This window comes from Acrocarpospora corrugata (assembly GCF_009687845.1).
Lineage (GTDB): Bacteria > Actinomycetota > Actinomycetes > Streptosporangiales > Streptosporangiaceae > Acrocarpospora > Acrocarpospora corrugata.
In genome coordinates, this window is sequence record NZ_BLAD01000051.1 from 70,488 (window position 1) to 88,768 (window position 18,281).

At 70.9% G+C, this 18,281-nt stretch carries 19 protein-coding genes; 4 read left to right on the plus strand and 15 right to left on the minus strand.

The features are described 5' to 3' along the window. Positions 1–3: 3 nt before the first annotated feature. Both Acor_RS17845 and Acor_RS17850 read right to left on the minus strand, forming a co-directional pair. Positions 4–738, minus strand: coding sequence for a cytochrome d ubiquinol oxidase subunit II (locus Acor_RS17845; protein ID WP_155337800.1), 735 nt, complete (start codon positions 736–738; stop codon positions 4–6). 11 nt (positions 739–749) lie between these two features. Continuing rightward, on the minus strand, positions 750–1,916 hold the full coding sequence (locus tag Acor_RS17850) for a cytochrome ubiquinol oxidase subunit I (RefSeq protein WP_155337801.1): 1,167 nt from the start codon (positions 1,914–1,916) through the stop codon (positions 750–752). A 78-nt stretch (positions 1,917–1,994) separates the two neighbouring features. Between Acor_RS17850 and Acor_RS17855 the strand changes: the two genes are divergently transcribed. Further along, on the plus strand, positions 1,995–2,333 hold the full coding sequence (locus Acor_RS17855; protein WP_155337802.1) for a PadR family transcriptional regulator: 339 nt from the start codon (positions 1,995–1,997) through the stop codon (positions 2,331–2,333). Here Acor_RS17855 and Acor_RS17860 read toward each other — a convergent pair. Then, positions 2,290–2,988, minus strand: a complete 699-nt coding sequence (locus tag Acor_RS17860; RefSeq protein WP_155337803.1) for a permease prefix domain 1-containing protein — start codon at positions 2,986–2,988, stop codon at positions 2,290–2,292. The genes Acor_RS17855 and Acor_RS17860 overlap by 44 nt on opposite strands. Positions 2,989–3,066: 78 nt before the next feature. Continuing rightward, complete coding sequence (locus Acor_RS17865; RefSeq protein WP_155337804.1) at positions 3,067–4,395, minus strand: pentapeptide repeat-containing protein; 1,329 nt, start codon at positions 4,393–4,395, stop codon at positions 3,067–3,069. A 253-nt stretch (positions 4,396–4,648) separates the two neighbouring features. Here Acor_RS17865 and trxA point away from each other — a divergent pair, with 253 nt between their 5' ends. Continuing rightward, a complete protein-coding gene (gene trxA, locus Acor_RS17870; protein ID WP_155337805.1) occupies positions 4,649–5,014 on the plus strand; it encodes a thioredoxin in 366 nt (121 codons plus the stop codon). Between the two features lie 130 nt (positions 5,015–5,144). Here the strand turns inward: trxA and Acor_RS17875 are convergent, their stop codons facing one another. From Acor_RS17875 to Acor_RS17885, 3 genes are read right to left on the minus strand one after another with little or no spacing between them, the layout of a single operon-like run. After that, entirely contained in the window at positions 5,145–5,933 is a 789-nt protein-coding gene (locus tag Acor_RS17875) for an SAM-dependent methyltransferase (protein WP_155337806.1), read from the minus strand. Positions 5,934–5,987: 54 nt separating this feature from the next. Next, entirely contained in the window at positions 5,988–7,322 is a 1,335-nt protein-coding gene (locus Acor_RS17880; protein WP_218034346.1) for a class II 3-deoxy-7-phosphoheptulonate synthase, read from the minus strand. Between the two features lie 11 nt (positions 7,323–7,333). Next, the gene (locus Acor_RS17885) at positions 7,334–8,590 is read right to left on the minus strand and encodes an FAD-dependent oxidoreductase (protein WP_155337808.1); all 1,257 of its coding nucleotides are present in this window, start codon (positions 8,588–8,590) and stop codon (positions 7,334–7,336) included. Positions 8,591–8,715: 125 nt separating this feature from the next. On the opposite strand from Acor_RS17885, the gene Acor_RS17890 reads away from it, so the two are divergent. Beyond that, a complete protein-coding gene (locus tag Acor_RS17890; protein WP_344191477.1) occupies positions 8,716–9,288 on the plus strand; it encodes a sigma-70 family RNA polymerase sigma factor in 573 nt (190 codons plus the stop codon). Continuing rightward, positions 9,285–9,995, plus strand: a complete 711-nt coding sequence (locus Acor_RS17895) for an anti-sigma factor (RefSeq protein WP_155337809.1) — start codon at positions 9,285–9,287, stop codon at positions 9,993–9,995. Before Acor_RS17890 ends, Acor_RS17895 begins: the two co-directional genes overlap by 4 nt. Here the strand turns inward: Acor_RS17895 and Acor_RS17900 are convergent. From Acor_RS17900 to Acor_RS17935, 8 genes are all read right to left on the minus strand, one after another. Beyond that, complete coding sequence (locus Acor_RS17900) at positions 9,979–10,965, minus strand: phosphotransferase family protein (protein ID WP_155337810.1); 987 nt, start codon at positions 10,963–10,965, stop codon at positions 9,979–9,981. The two genes, Acor_RS17895 and Acor_RS17900, sit on opposite strands and share 17 nt — an antisense overlap. An 11-nt stretch (positions 10,966–10,976) precedes the next feature. Continuing rightward, on the minus strand, positions 10,977–11,855 hold the full coding sequence (locus tag Acor_RS17905) for an aldose 1-epimerase family protein (RefSeq protein ID WP_155337811.1): 879 nt from the start codon (positions 11,853–11,855) through the stop codon (positions 10,977–10,979). A gap of 232 nt (positions 11,856–12,087) precedes the next feature. Beyond that, positions 12,088–13,389, minus strand: a complete 1,302-nt coding sequence (locus Acor_RS17910) for a GH1 family beta-glucosidase (RefSeq protein ID WP_155337812.1) — start codon at positions 13,387–13,389, stop codon at positions 12,088–12,090. A 71-nt stretch (positions 13,390–13,460) separates the two neighbouring features. Next, positions 13,461–14,573 carry a 2-oxo acid dehydrogenase subunit E2 gene (locus tag Acor_RS17915; protein ID WP_155337813.1) on the minus strand — a complete coding sequence of 371 codons (1,113 nt, stop codon included), beginning with the start codon at positions 14,571–14,573 and terminating at the stop codon, positions 13,461–13,463. Continuing rightward, complete coding sequence (locus Acor_RS17920) at positions 14,570–15,553, minus strand: alpha-ketoacid dehydrogenase subunit beta (protein ID WP_155337814.1); 984 nt, start codon at positions 15,551–15,553, stop codon at positions 14,570–14,572. Before Acor_RS17920 ends, Acor_RS17915 begins: the two co-directional genes overlap by 4 nt. Further along, the gene (locus Acor_RS17925; protein ID WP_155337815.1) at positions 15,550–16,476 is read right to left on the minus strand and encodes a thiamine pyrophosphate-dependent dehydrogenase E1 component subunit alpha; all 927 of its coding nucleotides are present in this window, start codon (positions 16,474–16,476) and stop codon (positions 15,550–15,552) included. Before Acor_RS17925 ends, Acor_RS17920 begins: the two co-directional genes overlap by 4 nt. Further along, complete coding sequence (locus Acor_RS17930) at positions 16,464–17,699, minus strand: glycosyltransferase family 4 protein (RefSeq protein WP_155337816.1); 1,236 nt, start codon at positions 17,697–17,699, stop codon at positions 16,464–16,466. The genes Acor_RS17925 and Acor_RS17930 overlap by 13 nt, the downstream gene beginning before the upstream one ends. Next, on the minus strand, positions 17,696–18,019 hold the full coding sequence (locus Acor_RS17935; protein WP_155337817.1) for a phosphopantetheine-binding protein: 324 nt from the start codon (positions 18,017–18,019) through the stop codon (positions 17,696–17,698). Before Acor_RS17935 ends, Acor_RS17930 begins: the two co-directional genes overlap by 4 nt. Between the last annotated feature and the right edge of the window lie 262 nt (positions 18,020–18,281).

Consider the following 18,281-nt stretch of genomic DNA (forward strand, 5'->3'; position numbering starts at 1 on the left):
GTGTTAGAAGAAGGTCGGGACGGCGCCCCTCCGGAACACCCGCCAGACCCAGATCTGCGCGGCCGCCATGAGGGGCACGACTGGCAACACCATAAGGCTCAGCACCGACAGGGTCTCCGACGGGGCGGCCCGGTCGAGCACCTCGGAGGCCAGCGCGACCAGCGGCACCACGATCGGCGCGGCGGCCACCGCGGCCGACAGCGCCAGCGCCCGGCCGGTTCTGGCCGCCCCCTGCGCCGCCGCCTCTCCGGGCAGCCGCCACGCCAGGAACGCCCACCCGTGGAAGGCGAACGCCACCGCCACCACGACCCCGTACCCGACGCCGAGCAGCGCGGGAGCCCCCGTGATCCCCGCGATCACCCCGCCCCAGGACAACGCCAGCCCCAGCGACCCCGCCGCCACCGCCGCCGTCCAGAACGAGCGCCAGCCCTCGCCGTCCAGCCTGCGCCGGAACCACAGCCCGGCGTCCCGCACGATCCACGACACCAGCAGCCCCACCACGACCGGGTAGAGCCCGCTCAGCACTTCCCCTTCCAGCATTGGGAACGCCCCGAACAGGACACCGGCGATGCCGACCAGCCACACCTCGTTGGCCAGCACGAACGGCGCGATCGCGCCGACCGCCCGGTCGCGCTCCGCGGTGAAGGGCAGCAGCAGCCCGACCCCGATGTCGAAGCCCTCCAGGGCGAAGTAGCCGGCCAGCAGCACGGCCAGGATCCCGAACCAGAGGATCTCCATCACACGCTCCTTCAGAAAGTCAGGACGGGCTGGGGAGCCGGCTGCTCGCCCAGCGCGATCAGGGCGGGGCCGCGCCGGATCAGCCGGGCGATCAGCAGGTAGTCGACGACCGCGAGCAGGCCGAGCACCCCGGCGAAGGCGACGAACGACAGCGTGATCCGCCCCTGGGTGAGCCCGGGGGTGAGCGCGTCGGCGACGGTGAGCTTGCCGTAGACGAGCCAGGGCTGGCGGCCCTCCTCGCGGGCGATCCAGCCGAGGATCAGGGCCAGGAACGGGAACGGCGTGATCAGCATGATCACCGTCTGCGCCCAGCGCCGGCGCGGGAGCCACTTGATCGTGACCAGCAGCAGGAAGGTGATCAGGAGCAGGAGTTCGCCGATCGTCTGCATGGTGCCGAGCCCGGCTCCGGCGAGCGAGTTGGCGGACCACTTGTCCGGCTGCACCGACCTGACGGTCCCGAACTGGGCGTATCCGAAGCCGACCGTGAGGAATGCCCCCACGAAGGCGGTGACCGCGCCGATCCGCAGCGACGTGGTGAAGAACGCCCGCTCGGCGGTCCGCCGGAACAACTGGTACGCCCCTGCCGACATCAGCACACACCCGGCGGTCAGCAACCCGGCGGCCAGCACGTGCGGCAGCGCCATCACCAGGGTCGGGTTGCTGAGCAGCGCCCCGAAATCGGTGAGCGCCAGCCGGTCGCCCCGCACGGTCGCCCCCGCCGGATTCTGCAGGAACGAGTTGGCCACCATGATCCAGAACGCCGACGCGTACGCCGTCAGCGCCACCAGCCAGATGCAGGCCAGATGGAGCCACTTCGGCAGCCGGTGCCACCCGAAGATCCACAGACCCAGGAAGGTCGACTCCAGGAAGAACGCGACCAGCGTCTCGATGGCCATCGGCGCGCCGAACACGTCGCCGGCGTAGTGGGTGAGGCCGCTCCAGCTCAGTCCGAACTGGAACTCCATCACCAGGCCGGTGACGATGCCGAGCGCGTAGTTGGTGACATAGATCTGACCCCAGAACCGGGTCATCCGCTCATGTTCCGGATTACCGCCGAGCACGTAGCGGGTGTTCATAATCGCGACGAGGGGGGCCAGGCCGAGCGTCAGCGCCACGAACAGGAAGTGCAGGCTTCCCGTTACGGCGAACTGCAGCCGGGCCAGGTCAAGAACGTCCATCAGGCTCCTTATGTCTGGCTACATATAGAGAGCCTACATGTAGACTGGCTACATGAGGAACCCGGATAAGGTAGTCGCGTGAACGCCGACGCACTCCGCGGGCATCTGGACGCACTGCTTCTCTCGGTGCTCGAACACGAGCCGCGGCACGGCTACGCGATCATCGAAGCGCTCCGCGAACGGAGCGGCGGCGCGCTCGACCTGCCCACCGGGACGATCTATCCCGCGCTGCGCCGGTTAGAACGCGCCGGCTACCTGGCCAGCGAGTGGGCCACCGTCGGCGGGCGCAAACGCCGCACCTACCGGCTGACCGGCGCGGGCCGCGCTGAACTGGCGGGGGAGCGGTCCGCGTGGACCTCCTTCACCACCGTGATCAGTAGCGTGCTGGACCCGTCCCGGCCGGACCCTTCGCGCTGACGGCCAGGCAGCGGCCCGCGCACCACAGCTGCCACCCCCACAGCCCCAGGCTGAGGAACGTCGCCACCGCTCCCGGCGGATACGCGGCCGCGTTCGCCGCGTTCTGCGACCCCCAGATCAGGGCCGCGCAGAGCACCCCCATCACCGGCATCTGCCCCAGCACCAGGAACCCCAGCGACCGGGTCAGCACCCGGGGCCGGCGACCCCGGCGCAGCCCGTACAGCACCAGGCCGCTCAGCAGGCCGGTGACCAGCTGCATGTAGTCGACCGTGACCGCGACCACGCCGAACCAGCCGGGCTTCACCGCCGTCTCCGCCGCCGGGAAGATCTGCCAGATCACCGACCACATGAGCGCGGTCAACGGCACGGTGACGAACAGGAACGCCGCCGTTCTGCGGCCCTGCCCGGCGGCCAGCTCCTCCTGGTAGCCGGGCGCGACCACCTCGACCGGCCCGAACTCCTCGATCGCGAGCCGCTCGGCGCGGTCCCGGCCGAGCCCGCCGGCCCGGTGGGCCTCGGCGGCGTCGAGCAGGCTGTCGCGGGCCTCCGCGAGCAGGTCCCGCTTCAACCGGCCGGGCCCGTGCAGCGTACGGCCCAGCCGCGCGACATACCCGTCGACGGTCTCGGTGGCGATTGCCGAAGTGAAGGTCTCCATGGTCGCCTGTCAGGCTACGCGCTCCCGCCCGCGGGCGGCATCAGGGGGAACCCTGACCCCGCCTCGGGGACATCCTTCTCATCCGTGCAGCCCGCCGTGCTGGGTGGCGACCGGCGCGGAGGTGGGCCGGTGCCCGATGGGGCGGCGACCGCTCGGCTGCGGCGCGGCCGACAGCACCAGCGCGGCCACGGTGACCACCGCCACCAGCGCGAACCAGGTGAACTTGATCACCCGTAACCGGGGCTTGGCCGTCTTCGCCCGCCGCCACGGCCACCGCGGCGGCCACGGTGCCGACCACGGTGTCGACAACCGTGACGACCGCCGTGCGGCCCACTGTGCCGACAACCGTGCCGACCATCGCGGTGGCCACTGCGGCGGCCAGCTGAGCCGCAGCTGGTGACGGCCGCGCGGGGTGCTGGCGAACACGCAGTCGCGCAGGCTCAGCCGCTCCGGGCCGACCACCCCCGGCAGGTGGCAGCCGCTCAGGTCGGCGCCGTCGATGGTCAGCTCCTCGGCGTCCAGCCGGTCCACCGACACCACCCGGATCTCCCCGCCGCGCCGGGTCACGCTGGAGGCGCCCCGGCTGACCAGCCCGCGCAGGTCCAGATCCACGTCCCCGAGCCGGACCACCAGCCGCCCCAGCACCCGTGCCCCGTCCAGCACCACCGGGCACCCGGTCACGTCGATCTCCACCGCGCCCTGCGCCCGCGCCTCGGTCAGCACCAGCCGCCGCGCCACCACCGACGGCGCCAGGAACGCCTTCCCGACGAACCGCACCGACTCGAACCCCGACGAGCCGTCGAACCCGGTCCGCCGGAACGACACCGCCCGCCAGAACCGCGCCCCGCGAAAGGTCGCGTCCCCGTGGAACCGGGTCCGGTCGAAGGAGGCGAACCCGTGGAACTCGGCGCCCCGGAACGAGGCCGACCCCAGGCACGCCTCACCGAACAGCGCGTCGTTGGTGACCACCGCCTCATCCAGCGACAGGTGACCGCGCACCCGGCAGCCGTGCAGCGAGAACTCGCGGGCGAAGCGCACCCCGTGGAAGCTGGCGTTGCCGTTGAAGCCGGTGCCGAAGAACGAGGCGAGACCGTCGAAGCGGGCGCCGTCGAAGGACGCGTCGCTGGTGAAGACGGCGTCGCCGAAGCGGGCCGGGGAAAGGAACCTGGCCCCGTCGAACCTGGCCCGGCCGATGGCGTGACCCGTGGCGGACAGAATGGCGTCGAGCAGCTCACCGGTGATCACGGTGCCGCGCAGGTCCACCGCCTGCCCGGGAGAGAAACCCTGGAGACACGCCTCCAGCTCGTCGGCTTCCAGGTGATGCAGACAGCGCCCGTACGGCTGCCGCGCCACCCCTACGCAGTCGGCGCTCGTGGCGCACGTACTCCAGGACAGGAGAGACCTCATACCAAAGGCATACCCACTGATGGGCGTCCCCGGTCACCCAGGGGACGCCCATCGCTCTGGCTTAGCCCAGCTGGGTGATTCGTGGGGGTTTGAGGGTGGACAGGATCTCGTCGCTGCACTGGCAGGAGCCGCAACCGGGAAGCATCGGCCTCTCCTCGTTGTAGGGGTGGGTCTCGCTTGGAGTCTGACGTGCCAACCCCTGGAATGCTGGGCACGGGCACATGGTTGTGTCCCTTGAAGAAGGGAGTCGTGTGTGGCGACGATCGAGGTAACCGAGAAGAACTTCGACGAGATCGCGGACAGCGGGATCGTCTTGCTCGACTTCTGGGCGGCGTGGTGCGGCCCGTGCCGGACGTTCGCGCCGATCTTCGAGAAGGCGTCCGAGCAGAATGCCGACATCACGTTCGGCAAGATCGATACTGAGGCTCAGCCCGCGCTGGCGCAGGGCTTCAACATCACCGCCATCCCCACCATCATGGCGGTCCGGGACGGCATCGTGGTGTTCTCCCAGCCGGGAGCCCTGCCGGGGGCGGCGCTCGACGATCTGATCGTGCAGTTGCGGGCGCTGGACATGGACGCGATCCGCGCCGAGATCAGCTCGGAGTTGAAGCCGAGCTAGCAGAAGCGGGACAGGGCCCCCGGGGCGGGGGCCCTGTCCTCAAGCTCGGAGCTTGCGGCCGAAAAGGCTCGGAGTTTGGCGGCCGCCGCCGCCGAAAGGCTCGGAGTCCGTGGCCGCCGCCGAGTAAGGCTCAGAGTTTGCGGCCGACGCCGCCGAAGCCCACCGAGGCGTGTGTGTCGGGTAGCCAGGCGTCCTCGTCGGGGCGCCAGTCGCGGGCCGCGACCAGGCCGGGGTCGAGCAGTTCGTAGCCGTCGAAGAACGGCAGGATCTGGTCGTGGCTGCGCAGGGCCAGCGCCGCCGTGGCCTTCTTGTAGATCTCCAGCGCCTCGGCGCTCACCTTCGGCAGCGCGTCGGTGGCGTGGCTGATCGCCAGGTAGCTGCCGGGCGCGCTCGCGTCCCGCAGCTGGGCCACGATGTCGTACGGCTTGTCCGCCTCGTGGACGAAGTGCAGGACCGCGAAGAGCAGGAACGCCACCGGCCGGTCGAAGTCGATCTCCTGGCGCACGGCGGCCAGCAGCTCGTCGGTCCGGCGGAAGTCCCCCTGGACCACTTCCACGTTCTCGCCCCGGCTGAGCAGGGCCTGGCCGTGCACGACCACGACCGGGTCGTAGTCGACGTACACCACCTTGCAGTCGGGGGCGACGCGGTGCGCGATCTCGTGCACGTTGCCCTGGGTGGGCAGGCCGGAGCCGATGTCCACGATCTGCCGGATGCCGGCCTCCACCAGGCAGCGCACGGTCCTGGCCAGGAACGCCCGGTTCTCCAGCGCCGCCGCCCGGACGTCGGGGAACAGACTGGTCATCTGCTCGGCCGCGGCCCGGTCGGCGGCGAAGTTGTCCTTGCCCCCGAGGTAGTAGTCGTACATACGCGCCACGTTCGGCGTGTTCGGATCGACGCCGGGCGGCGGCGGCTGGCTCATCGTCTCTCCCATTGCTGCGGAGTGACGATCATACGGTTAATTCTGGAAAAATCATTACTCGGCGCGGTACAGCTCGGCGACCCGGAACGCCAGGTCCAGAGACTGCCCGCGGTTGAGCCGGGGATCGCACGCGGTCTCGTAGCGGAGCGCCAGATCGCCCTCCACGATCGGGTGGCCGCCGCCGACGCACTCGGTCACGTCGTCGCCGGTGAACTCGATGTGGATGCCGCCCGGATGGGTGCCCAGCGCGCGGTGCACCTCGAAGAAGCCCGCCACCTCGTCGAGCACGTCGTCCAGCCGCCGGGACTTGTAGCCGCCGGCCGCCTCGAAGGTGTTGCCGTGCATCGGGTCGCACACCCAGGCCACCGTGGCGCCGCTCGCGGTGACCTTCTCCACCAGCATCGGCAGCGCTTCGCGGACCTTGCCCGCGCCCATCCGGGTGATGAAGGTGAGCCGCCCCGGCTCGTTCTCCGGGTTGAGCTTCTCGACCAGGGTGAGCGCCTCCTCCGGCGTCGTGGCCGGGCCCAGCTTCACCCCGATCGGGTTGCGGATCCGGCTGAAGAACTCGACGTGCGCGCCGTCCAGCTGCCGGGTGCGCTCGCCGATCCACACCATGTGCGCGGACACGTCGTACGGCAGCCCGGTGCGCGAGTCGATCCGGGTCAGCGCGTGGTCGTAGTCCAGGATCAGCGCCTCGTGCGAGGAGTAGAACTCAACGGTGTGGAATTCCTCCGGCTCGGCCCCGCAGGCCCGCATGAACGCGAGCGCGTGGTCGATCTCCCTGGCCAGCTGCTCGTACCGCTGCCCGGCCGGGGAACCGGCCACGAAGTCCTGGTTCCAGGCGTGCACCTGGCGCAGGTCGGCGTACCCGCCCTTGGTGAAGGCGCGGGCCAGGTTGAGCGTCACCGCCGAGGAGTGGTAGGCGCGCAGCAGCCGGCCCGGGTCGGGCACCCGGGACTCGGGGGTGAAGTCGAAGCCGTTCACCATGTCGCCCCGGTAGGCGGGCAGCTCCACGCCCTGCCGGGTCTCGGTGTTCTTGGAGCGCGGCTTGGCGAACTGCCCGGCCAGCCGGCCGATCTTGACCACCGGCACCCGCCCCGCGTAGGTGAGCACGATCGCCATCTGGAGCAGCGTCTTCAGCTTGTTCCGGACGTTGTCGGCGGTGGCCCCGGCGAAGGTCTCGGCGCAGTCGCCGCCCTGCAGCACGAAGGCCTCGCCCCGGGCGACCGCGGCCAGCTGCGCCTTGAGCTGGTCGCACTCGCCGGCGAATACCAGCGGCGGCAGGCCCTTGAGCTCGGACACCACCCGGTCCAACGCGCCCCGGTCGGGCCATTCGGGCTGCTGGGCGGCGGGCAGGTCACGCCATGTGTCGAGGTTGAGTGCGCTCACGACATACCAGGTTATTGCAACGTGTCCACCGTCACGGCCCGGCTGTCCACTTGGTGAGACCGGACGTGCTCCGGCAGGAAGCCCAGGCCGATCACCCGTCCGGCCAGCCGCTTGAGCGGAGCCGGGACCGCCCGCGCCGCTTCGCCGAGGTCCTGGACGAACTCAGGGTCGCCGAGGACCTTGGCGATGACCTGGTTCTGGATCCGCAGCTGGAGGAACTGGGTGGCCACCGTCGGGTACATCCGCCGCCGCTGCACCCGGGCCAGCAGCGACTCCGGCACCGGGTCGAGCACCGGCCGCCGGCGCCGCTCGGCCCTGGCCATCGGCCCGGCCAGGATGTTGGCCGCCGCGACCGCGTCCTGCACGGCCAGGTTGATGCCGACGCCGCCGACCGGCGACATCGCGTGCGCGGCGTCCCCGATCACCAGCAGCCCCGGCAGATGCCACTTCCGCAGCCGGTTGACCTGCACGGTGAGCATGCTCACGTCGTCGAAGGTGAGTTCGTCCGGCCGGACGAACGGGAGCAGGCGCTGGACGTCGGCCCGGAACCGCGCCACCCCGCGCGCCTTGAACTCCGCGTAGGAGCTCTTCGGGATCAGATAGGCCAGCTGCCAGTAGTCGCCCCGGTTGATCGCCACCATGGCGACCCCGGCGCCGGGCCGCAGGAACATCTCCTCCGGGTCGCCGTCGTGCCGGTCCTGCCGGAACCAGAGCACGTCCATCGGCGCGCCCAGCTCCCGAGGCTCGAACCCGACCGCCCGCCGCAGGTCCGACTTGCGCCCGTCGGCCGCGACGGTGAGCGCCGCCCGGATCTCCCGCTCCCGCCCGTCCTCCCGGTACTTCACGCCGCGTACGGCGTCGCCGTCCCTGATCACGTCGTACGCTTCGGCCCGCATCACCAGCTTGAAACCGGGCAGCCGCGACGCAGCCGTGGTGATCATGTTCAGGAACTCCCACTGCGGCACCATCGCGATCTTCCGGTACTTGCCCGGCAGCCCGCGGAAGTCGGCCAGCGGCACCCGCCCGTCCCCGGCGTCCACCGCCAGGTACGGCAGCGCGTAGTAGGGCAGCTTCTCGAACTCGCCCATCAGCCCCAGCTCGTCCAGCACCTGCAGCGTGGACGGATGGATGGTGTCACCCCGGAAGTCCCGCAGGAAGTCCGCGTGCTTCTCCAGCAGCGTCACGTCGATCCCGGCCCGCGCCAGCAGCAGCGCCAGCATCGCCCCGGCGGGCCCGCCGCCCGCGATCACACATGTGGTGTCCGGCATAATTCATCACCCCTTGAAATACGGTGTCACCAGATCCGCCCCCTGTGAAGCGCCTACCCGTGAAAAATCCCGGCAACCCGGCAATCCGCGCGGGCCACGGGGGCGAATAGCCCACTGTGAACGACGTGGTGTCCGTGCTCGCGACGGGACGTGGCCCCGGGCTCGAAGAGCTCCTGGGCGAGGTCGCGCGCGGCGATGAGGCGGCTTTCGAGCGGTTCTACGACCGCGTCAGCGGTCCCGTCTTCGGCCTGATCCGCCGGGTCCTGCGGGACGTGGCCCAGGCCGAGGAGGTGGCCCAGGAAGTCCTGGTCGAGGTGTGGCGCACCGCCGCCCGGTTCGACCCGGGCCGGGGCAGCGCCCTGTCCTGGGTGCTGACCATGGCGCACCGCCGCGCGGTCGACCGGGTCAGGTCGGCGCAGGCCGCCACCGACCGGGAGGAACGCGCCGCCCGGCTGGACAACGATGTCGCCTACGATCAGGTCGCCGAGGCGGTGACCAACCGGCTGGAGGGCGAACGGGTGCGCCGCTGCCTCGACGGCCTGACCGACCTGCAACGCCAGGCGGTCACCATGGCCTACTACGGGGGATACAGCTACCCGGAGGTGGCCGGGCTGCTCAAGGTGCCGCTCGGCACGGTGAAGACACGGATGCGCGACGGCCTGGTTCGACTGCGCGACTGCATGGGGGTGGACCGATGAACGAGGACCTCCACACCCTCTCGGGGGCGTACGCGCTGAACGCACTGCCGTACCGGGATCAGGGGTTGTTCGAGGAGCATCTGGCGCGCTGCGAGGCGTGCGCGGACGAGGTGCGCGGGCTGCGGGAGACCGCGGCGCGGCTGGCCGTGGGGGTGGCCGAGCGGCCCTCGCCCGCGCTGAAGCGGCGGGTGATGGCGGAGATCGCCCAGGTCCGGCAGGAGGCGCCGAGACCGGTGCGGACGGAGAACGTGGTCCCGCCGGCGCCGCGCCGGCGCTCACGCTGGGCCGCCGGGATCGCGGCGGCGTCCATCGCGGCGTCGGTGGCGGTGGGGGTGGTGGCGGTCAACGCCGTGCAGCAGCGGGAACGCACCCTGACCGAGACGCGGAGCCTGCTGGCCGCCCCGGACGCCGTGGTCCGGCGGGTGCCGCTGACCCGGGGCGGGCAGGCGACCATCGTCGTGTCCGCCGCCCAGGGGAAGCTGATGTTCGCCTCCGACCTGCCCGCGCTGCCCGCCGGCGAGACCTACCAGATGTGGCTGATCGGGCCTGGCGGGATCAAGTCCGCCGGGCTGATGGACGGCGGCGGGGTCCGGACGGCCACGCTGCCGGTGCCCGGCGAGACCGAGCGGTTCGGCGTGACCGTCGAGCCCGCGGGCGGCTCCGCGCGGCCGACCACCACGCCGATCCTGCTCACGAAGCTCGCCTGAGCACCTCCAGGGCGCGGGTCAGGCTGTCGGTGGCCAGGCCCCTGATCCGCGCGTAGGCGGCCTCCGGATACTGCCGGGGGCCGTCCTCCACCAGCAGGATCAAATACAGGTAGGCCCGGTAGAGCGCCACCCTGACCTCGGTCGTGTGGGTGAACAGGCCACGGCCGCCACCGCCGTGGTGGTACCCGGCCAGCATCGGGTCGTCCGCCTCGATCTCGCCGAAGATCGTCGGGGTGATGAAGTCGGCGATTGGGTCGCCCCAGAACGCCCGCTCGTGGTCGATCAGCGCCTCGACCCTGCCGTCCTTGAGGAAGACGTTGCCCGGCCAGATGTCGAAGTGCACCAGGGCGGGGGCGACGATCTCGTCCAGCGCGGCGGCGTTGGTGTGGAACAGCTGGGCGATCTCCAGGATCGACGCGGGCAGCGGCGTGGCGTAGTGCACGGCGTCGTCCAGCAGCGCCCCCGTCATCACCAGGAACGCCTCCCGCCAGGTGCCGCCGGTGAGGCCCGCGTACGGGTAGCCGTACACGCCGGAGCCCGGGATCGCGTGCAGCGCGGCCAGGTGGCGGCCGACCTCGAAACGGATCTCGCGGTCCTGGGCCGGCTCCAGGGTGGCCCGGTTCCACGGCACCCCGTCCAGGGCGGCCAGGATCAGGTAGTCGCCGCCGATCAGGGGGTCGTCGAAGCCCGCGTGCAGCAGCGCCGGCAGCGGCACGCCGGTGCCGGAGGCCAGGTCGTAGACCATCGCCTCGGTGCGCAGCAGGTCCCGCTCGTAGCTGAGCAGTTTCAGGTCGGGCGGCGGGCCGACCTTGAGCACCACGTCCCGGCCGTCCTCCAGGCCGAGCCGCCAGACGGCGTTGGCGAAGCCGTCGGGTAATTCCTCGGAGGAGACCATCCCGACACCCAGCGCGTCCAGCACGAGGGCGTCCAGTTCGGCGGCCGACAGCCGCCGTTTCGTCCTGCTATCCATGTGTGTGGGTCCTAGGTGATGGCGAGGGTCCAGGCGGCCTCGTGCGTGTCCCCGGGCTTCAGGACGATCAGGTCGGTGCCGGAGTTGTACGCGTCCGGCGGGCAGGTCATCGGCTCGATCGCCAGCCCGCGGAAACCGAGCCCGGTCCCGGTGCACACCTGAACCCAGGGCAGCACCCGCGGATCCCACGTCATCTCCAGCTCGCCCTCGGGCCCGCGCACCCCCACCCGCCCGGCGGTCAGCCCGGTGAAGGCGTGGTCGATCGCCGTCTCGGCGACCACCCTGGCGGTGCGGAAGTCGTAGTCCGTGTACGTGACGTCCTCCAGCGTGACCGGCGCGAGCAGGTCGTTCACCAGCAGGACCTGGCCCGCCGGGAGATCCAGCTCGTACTCCCGCACGTCCGGCCCCGCCAGCAGCCACGGATGCGGCCCGGTCCCGTACGGCGCGGCGGCCTCGCCCACGTTCTCCGCGGTCATCGTGGTGGTCAGGCCGTTGACGGACAGGTCGTGGCGGAGCTCGAAACGCAGCCGGAACGGGTAGCCCGGCCGGGGCTCCAGCGTGTGGGTGAGCCGGATGAACGCGTGCTCGTCCTCGATCGAGGCGAACTCCGCCACGGTCCAGGGCGCGTCGGCGACGAAACCGTGCAGCGCGTGGCCCCGGTCGGGCTCGTTGACCGGCAACTCGAAGCATTCGTCCGCGAAGACGTAGCGGGCGCCCACGACCCGGTTCGGCCACGGTGCGAGCACCGCCCCGCTGTAGAAGGGGATCGGGCCATCTTCCGGCCAGCTCGGCAGGAGCTCGCGGTTATCGCGCCACAGGCCGTGCACGGCTCCGCCGAGCTCGGTCACGTCGGCGCGATAGCCACCACCGAGAAGGGTGTACGTGGACACATGGATCCTTTCTGTGAAATTTGCCGAGCCTCCGGCTCGGCGGGCTTGGCCGCTGGGGAGCCTGTGTCTTCCCTCGTCACTCCGGCCGCTTCGCGACCTGCGTTCCTCAGTCCAGACACAGGCGCGGCCAAGCCTTGGCCAGTTTACGGGGTGAAATATGAGAAGTGGGAGCGCTCCCATAGTTTAGGGACTTTGATGGGATAGTCAACAAACTGGGGTTGGGATCAAGGGGTTATTGCAGTTCGCCGGTTCTGATGATGTTGGCGTACCAGTGGGCGCTTTGTTTGGGGATGCGTTTTTGGGTGTCGAAGTCGACGTGGACTATGCCGAAGCGTTGGGCGTAGCCCTCGGCCCATTCGTAGTTGTCGAGAAGGGACCAGACGTGGTAGCCCTCGATGGGGACGCCGGCCTTGATGGCGCGGTGCAGGGCGGTCAGGTGGCCGTGGAGGTAGGAGATGCGGTCGGTGTCGGTGACCTGGCCGTTCTGGTCGGGTTCGTCGGCGGTGGCCAGGCCGTTTTCGGTGATGACGAGGGGGACTTCGGGGTAGTCGCGTCTGAGGCGGACCAGGATGTCGTGGAAGCCCTCGGGGTAGTCCTCCAGCCAGGTGGCCTGGCGGACCTGGTGTTTGATGACGCGGGTCTGGTCGGGGGCGACGAAGACGGGCGTGTAGTACTGGACGCCCAGGAGGTCGATGGGCTCGCTGATGATGGCGAGGTCGCCTTCGTGGATGTGGGAGCGGTCGGCGGGGAGGGTTTCCTCGGGGTAGAAGCCCTTGAAGATGGGGTCCAGGTAGAGGCGGTTCTCGATGGCGTCCTGGCGGAGGGCGGCGGCCTGGGCCTCGGGGGTGTCGTCGGCGGGGTAGGTGGGGTGCAGGTTGAGGGCGGGGCCGATGCGGCGGCCGGGATGCTGCTCGTGGAGCAGGCGGGAGGCCAGGCCGTGGGCCAGGAGCAGGTGGTGGCAGGCGACCAGGGCGCGGTTCCAGTCGGCGATGCCGGGGGCGTGCACGCCCTGGCGGTAGCCGCAGTCGACGACCGTCTTGGGCTCGTTGATGGTGAGCCAGTCGCGGGCGTGCAGCGCGTCGAAGACGATCTCGGCGTACTCCGCGAAACGGTAGGCGGTGTCCCGGCTCTCCCAGCCGCCCAGGTCCTGCAGGGCCTGCGGCAGGTCCCAGTGGAACAGGGTGACCATCGGGCGGATGCCGCGCTCGACCAGGCCCTCGATCAGGCGCCGGTAGAAGTCCAGGCCCTTCTGGCTGGGCTTGCCTGAGCCGTTGGGCTGGATTCTCGGCCAGGCCACCGAGAAGCGGTAACTCTGCAGGCCGAGCTCACTCATGAGGTCGAGGTCCTGCGCGTAGCGGTGGTAGTGGTCGGCGCCGGGGTCGCCGGTGTCGCCACCGCGGACCTTCCCCGGCGTGGCGGCGAAGGTGTCCCAGATGGACACCCCTCGGCCGTCCTCCTTGGTCGCTCCCTCGATCTGGTACGCGGACGTGGACGCGCCCCAGACGAAGTCGCTGGGGAACCGCAGCGCGTTCATGGGCCTCCTCGGTGGGTCTGTAGCGGTTGCGCAAGCACTGAGCGGTATCAGCAGGAATAAGGTACGCCGACTTATTCCAGCCATCGCCGCGGCGTCTCGAGCAGCTGCTTCACCGCACCCAGGAACATCGCCGCGTCCCGCCCGTTGACCACGCGATGGTCGAACGCCAGGCCCAGCTGAACGGTCTGCCTGACCGTGAAACCATCATCGGCGGGCACCACCTCCTGCTGCGTCGCGGCCAGCGACAGCGCGCAGACGTGCCCGGGGTAGACGATCGGCACGGCCAGCGTGACCGCGCCGTCGTTGTGCAGGGTGACCGCGATGTTGGCGCCCTCCAGGTCCCGCTCCCGGAAGCTGCCGCGCAGCGCGGTCATCCGGTAGTCCATGAGCTCGCGGGCCACCGCGTCCAGCGGCCGGGTGTCGGCGTCCCTGACGACCGGGATGAACAGGCCCTTGCCGACGTCGATGGTCACCCCGACGTGGGCGGCCTCGGCGAGGCGGACGTATCCGGGCTCGACCAGGGTGGCGAACAGCAGCGGGAACTCGGCGCGCTGGTCGGCGACGGCCTTCACCAGCAGCTCCGACAGGCCGATCAGGGTGCGCGCGTGCCGGGACAGGTCGCGGGTGAGCTTGGCCGTGCCGGTCACGTCGATCTTGACGGCGGTGAACGCGGCCGGGATCGTCTCGTGCGAGCGCCGTACCACGTCGCCGGTGAGCCGCTGGGCCTTGCTGAGCGCGACCAGACCGGCGCGGGCGTCCGGTTCCGGGGCGCGGGTGAGCGCGTCCACGTCCTCGCGGCGGATCACCTTCTTGCCCAGCGCGAGCAGCCGTTCCGGCGCCAGGCCGAGCTCGTCCAGGAGGGCGCGGGCGGGGGCGGTGATCACGATGTCACCGAGGTCCGCGCTCTCCTGCCGCCCCGCCGGAACGCTCACCTGCTGGGGCACGACCTCGCCCGGCGCCTGGAGCCGGGCGATGACCTGCCCCGGCTCGCAGTCCTGGCCCTCGGCCACCACCCGGCGCAGGATGCCCGCGTCCTCGGCGACCAGCTCCTCGGCCGTCTTGGAGGTCTCCACCACCACCAGGGGATCGCCGATCGCCACCGGCTCGCCGTCGGCGGCCAGCCATTCCACCAGCACGTAGCTGGTGTCGTTGTTGTTGAGCTTGGGGACTCTGATCTCGCTCACGCCAGTACCGCTCTCCTGATGGTGTCCGCCTGCACGAGCACCTCGCGCTCCAGATGCGCGGCCGTGGGAATGATCGAGTCGGCGGCGCTGACCAGCCGGATGGGCCCGGACAGGGAGGCCCACAACTCGGGGTGGAGCAGCCGGGACACCTCGGCACCCCAGGTGCCGCCCGCGGAGCCGTCCTCGGCCACCACGACGGTGCCGACGCCGCGCAGGACGTCCATCACGGGGGCCGGGTCGAGCGGGTAGAGGCGCTCGGGGACCAGCAGCACGCAGGTGATCTCGTGTTCGATGAGCAGTTCGCGCATCGCCTCAAGGGCGCGGTCGGTCAGGCCGCCGGGGGCGATGATGGCGCAGCCGGGCGGCACGTCGCCGTCGGCGTACACCCGGGCCCAGCCGCCGGTCAGCTCGAACCTGAACAGGTCGTCGACCAGGCCGTCGCGGCAGATCCTGCGGGTGTAGAGGACCTTGTCCTCGAACAGCACGCACGGGGTCTGGCGGGCGAACATGGTGGTCAGCAGGGCGTGCGCGTCGTGGAACGGGCTCAGCTCGTACAGGTCCAGGCCGGGGACGCCGATGAAGTGTTTCTGCAGGCTCTGGCTGTGGGTGGGGCCGTAGCCGCGCCGGCCGCCGGTGGGGCAGCGGACGATGAGGGGGATCGGGACGCGCCGGCCGTACATGGTGGTGGACTTGCTGGCGAAGTTGAGCAGCTGGTCGAAGGCGAGCGCGGCGAAGTCGCCGAACATGATCTCGACGATGGCGCGGTCGCCCGCCAGGGCGAGGCCCGCGCCGACGCCGACGATGCCGCCCTCGCTCAGCGGCGTGGAGATGACCCGGGAGCCGTGCTTGGTGGACAGGCCCTTGGTGATCTTGAACGCGCCGCCGTAGGGGTCGACGATGTCCTCGCCGAGCACGTGCACCGAGGGGTCGGCGTCCAGCAGCGCGTGCAGTGCCTCGTTCAGATGTTCGGCGACCCTCATGACCGCTCCCAGACCGACGCCGGGCGGATCAGCACGTCGTCCACGATCCTGCCGATCGACGCCCGCTGCTCCTCGTCCAGGCGGGCGAACTGGGCGGGGAACGCCTCGGCGTACCGCGGCTGCCAGTCGCCCTGGGCCGCCGCCACCAGCTCAGCCGGGGTGCGCGTGTCGTCGCCCTTGCTGTGCGGCCCGGCCCGGTGCACCGCGATCTCGGCCACCACCGGCCGGGACTCGGTCCTGGCGAGCGTCACCAGCGGTTCGAGCTCGGCCCTGATCACGTTCACGTCCACCGACTCGATCCGGTGGTGCGGGATCCCGAACCCGGCCGCGCGCCCCGCGATCGACCCGGACAGCTGCGCCGTCGTCGGCGTGGACTGGGCGATCCCGTTGTGCTCCACCACGACCAGCAGCGGCGCCCGCCACAGCTGCGCCATGTTCAGCGCCTCGTAGACCGACCCCTCACCCCAGGTCCCGTCCCCGATGTACGCGCAGGCGAGCCGTCCCGGCGTGACCCGCTTCAGCCGCAGCGCCACCCCCACCGCCACCGGCAGGCTCTCACCCTGCACCCCGGTGGACAGGAACCGCCCGTGGTAGACGTGCTGGCTGCCGCCGACGCCGTTGCAGACCGCCCCGGCCCGGCCCATGATCTCGGCCAGCAGCGCGTCCGGCTGGTCGTGCCTGGCCAGGAAGTGGCCGTGGCCGCGGTGGTTGCTGAACACGTAGTCGTCCGGGTCGAGCAGGCCGCTGACGGCCACGGGGACGTGTTCCTGGCCTAGACAGGTGTGTGTAGTGCCGTTGAGTTGGCCGCGCTCGAACAGGCGCAGCAGCGCCCGCTCGAAATGCCTGATCCGGAGCATCCGCCCCAGATCCGCGTCGGCCACGGGCGTGAGCCCCAGCACCCGCTCCTCAATCACGACGACCATGTGCTCTCTATCCTGCCTTCCTTCGCACGGGCCGCGAGCGCCGCCAGAGCGGCCTGCCGCCGGTTGGGGCGGAGCGCGGTGAGGTGGGTCTCCAGCGCGTCCTCGTCCAGGGACGCGATGAAGTCGCGGGCGGACGCGCGGGACCGCCGCGACAGCTCCAGGTAGAGCTCGGGATGGGCCAGCACGGCCGCCAGCGCGTCCGCCCACGGCCCGAGGTCCTGCTCCGGCACCACCGGAACCGGCCGGGCGTGGCCGGCCGACTCGTACTTCTCGATCCGCCGCACCGGCAGCAGGTACGGCACGCCCAGCTTGGCCTCGGCCAGCCCGCCCACGTCCGAGGCGAGCACCGGGATGCCCCGCGCCATCGCCTCCACGCAGGTGTAGCCGAACGTCTCGTCCCACAGCGACGGCATCAGCAGCACCCGGGTGCGGGCCAGGATGTCGTCGATCTCGTCGGCCGGCTCGATCACGGTGACGTTCGGCCGCCGGGCCAGCTCGGCCAGCTCCGGCGGGGTCGCCCCCCAGGTCGGCACGGCCAGGAACGGCACGTCCGGGCTGGCGTCGGCGAGCCCGAGCAGGATCGGCAGCCCCTTGTAGCCGCACGGGTTGATCATCGTGACGTGGGCGCCCTCGGTCCGCTCCGCCGGATCACCGTAAATATGCGGATAAATCAGCGTTGAGCGGAGTTCGCCCCAGCGTTCCATGTACGACTGGGCGGCCTTGCTCACCGACAGCACGCTCGCCGCCCGCTTCACCATCCGGGTCCCGGCCACGCTCGGGTAGAACGCGCCGGGGCCGAACGGCAGCTGCTGCAGCGTGTGCGCCAGGTAGACCACCCGCTCCGGCGTCGCCTTCAGCGCCGCCCCCAGCATCAGCAGGCCCGGGTCGTCGGACGGCACCAGCGTCCAGTCCGGCCCCACCTCGGCGGCCACCTCGCCGACCCGGCGGGCCAGCTGCGGCGCCTTCGCCACCGCGCACGCCGTCACGCCCCTGTACGCGTACTCGACCCCCTCCTCGGTGGCCGACTTGATCGTGGCGCCCAGCCCCTCCAGGTACGCCACGTGGTCCGCGACCGAGGTGGCCCGGAGCGCGCCGGACATCGGCGCCACCACATGGCAGTCGTGGCCGCGCGCCGCGAGCTGTTCCAGCAGGACCCGGTTGGACTTGTTGGCCCCTCCGTGGCTGGGCAGGTGGAACATGTTCTGGGCCAGCAGGACCCTCATGCGTCTTCCGACAGCAGTTCGCTGATCTCGTCGTCCGACATGCCCTCCAGGTGCTTGAGCAGTTCGGCGAGTTCCTCCTCGCCGACCGCTTCGAGCCGGCCCTGGTCGATCGCCCTGGCCACCTCGGCGACGGTGAACCCGGAGGTGAACAGCACGTCGATGGGGAGCTCCACGCCGTACTGCTCCTCGACTCTGGCCAGGAACTGGACCATGGTCAGCGACTGGCCGCCGAGTTCGAAGAAGTCGTCGTGCGTGGTCGGCGGAGCCTGCCCGAGCAGTTCGGTCCAGATCTCCGTGACGGCCGACTCAGTGGGGGTCATGCCAGGTTCCTTTCAGCGGGAGACTTCCTTGCGCCCACGGGGGGACGCGCGCGCGGAGTGCCATCGCGGGGGAGGGTCGCGATCGGGGCTTTCGCGCGGAGAGGGAGCAGCCGGTCGAGCGCGGCCTGACGGAGGGGGGACAGGCCTCCGATCGGCGAGTGTGGCGCTGAGGGCGACGCGGAGGTGGATGTCACTGCCACGGAGTGGCCTCTCCTCTTCGAGCTTTGAACATGGGGCGAGCACTCCGAACACACGCATGCCG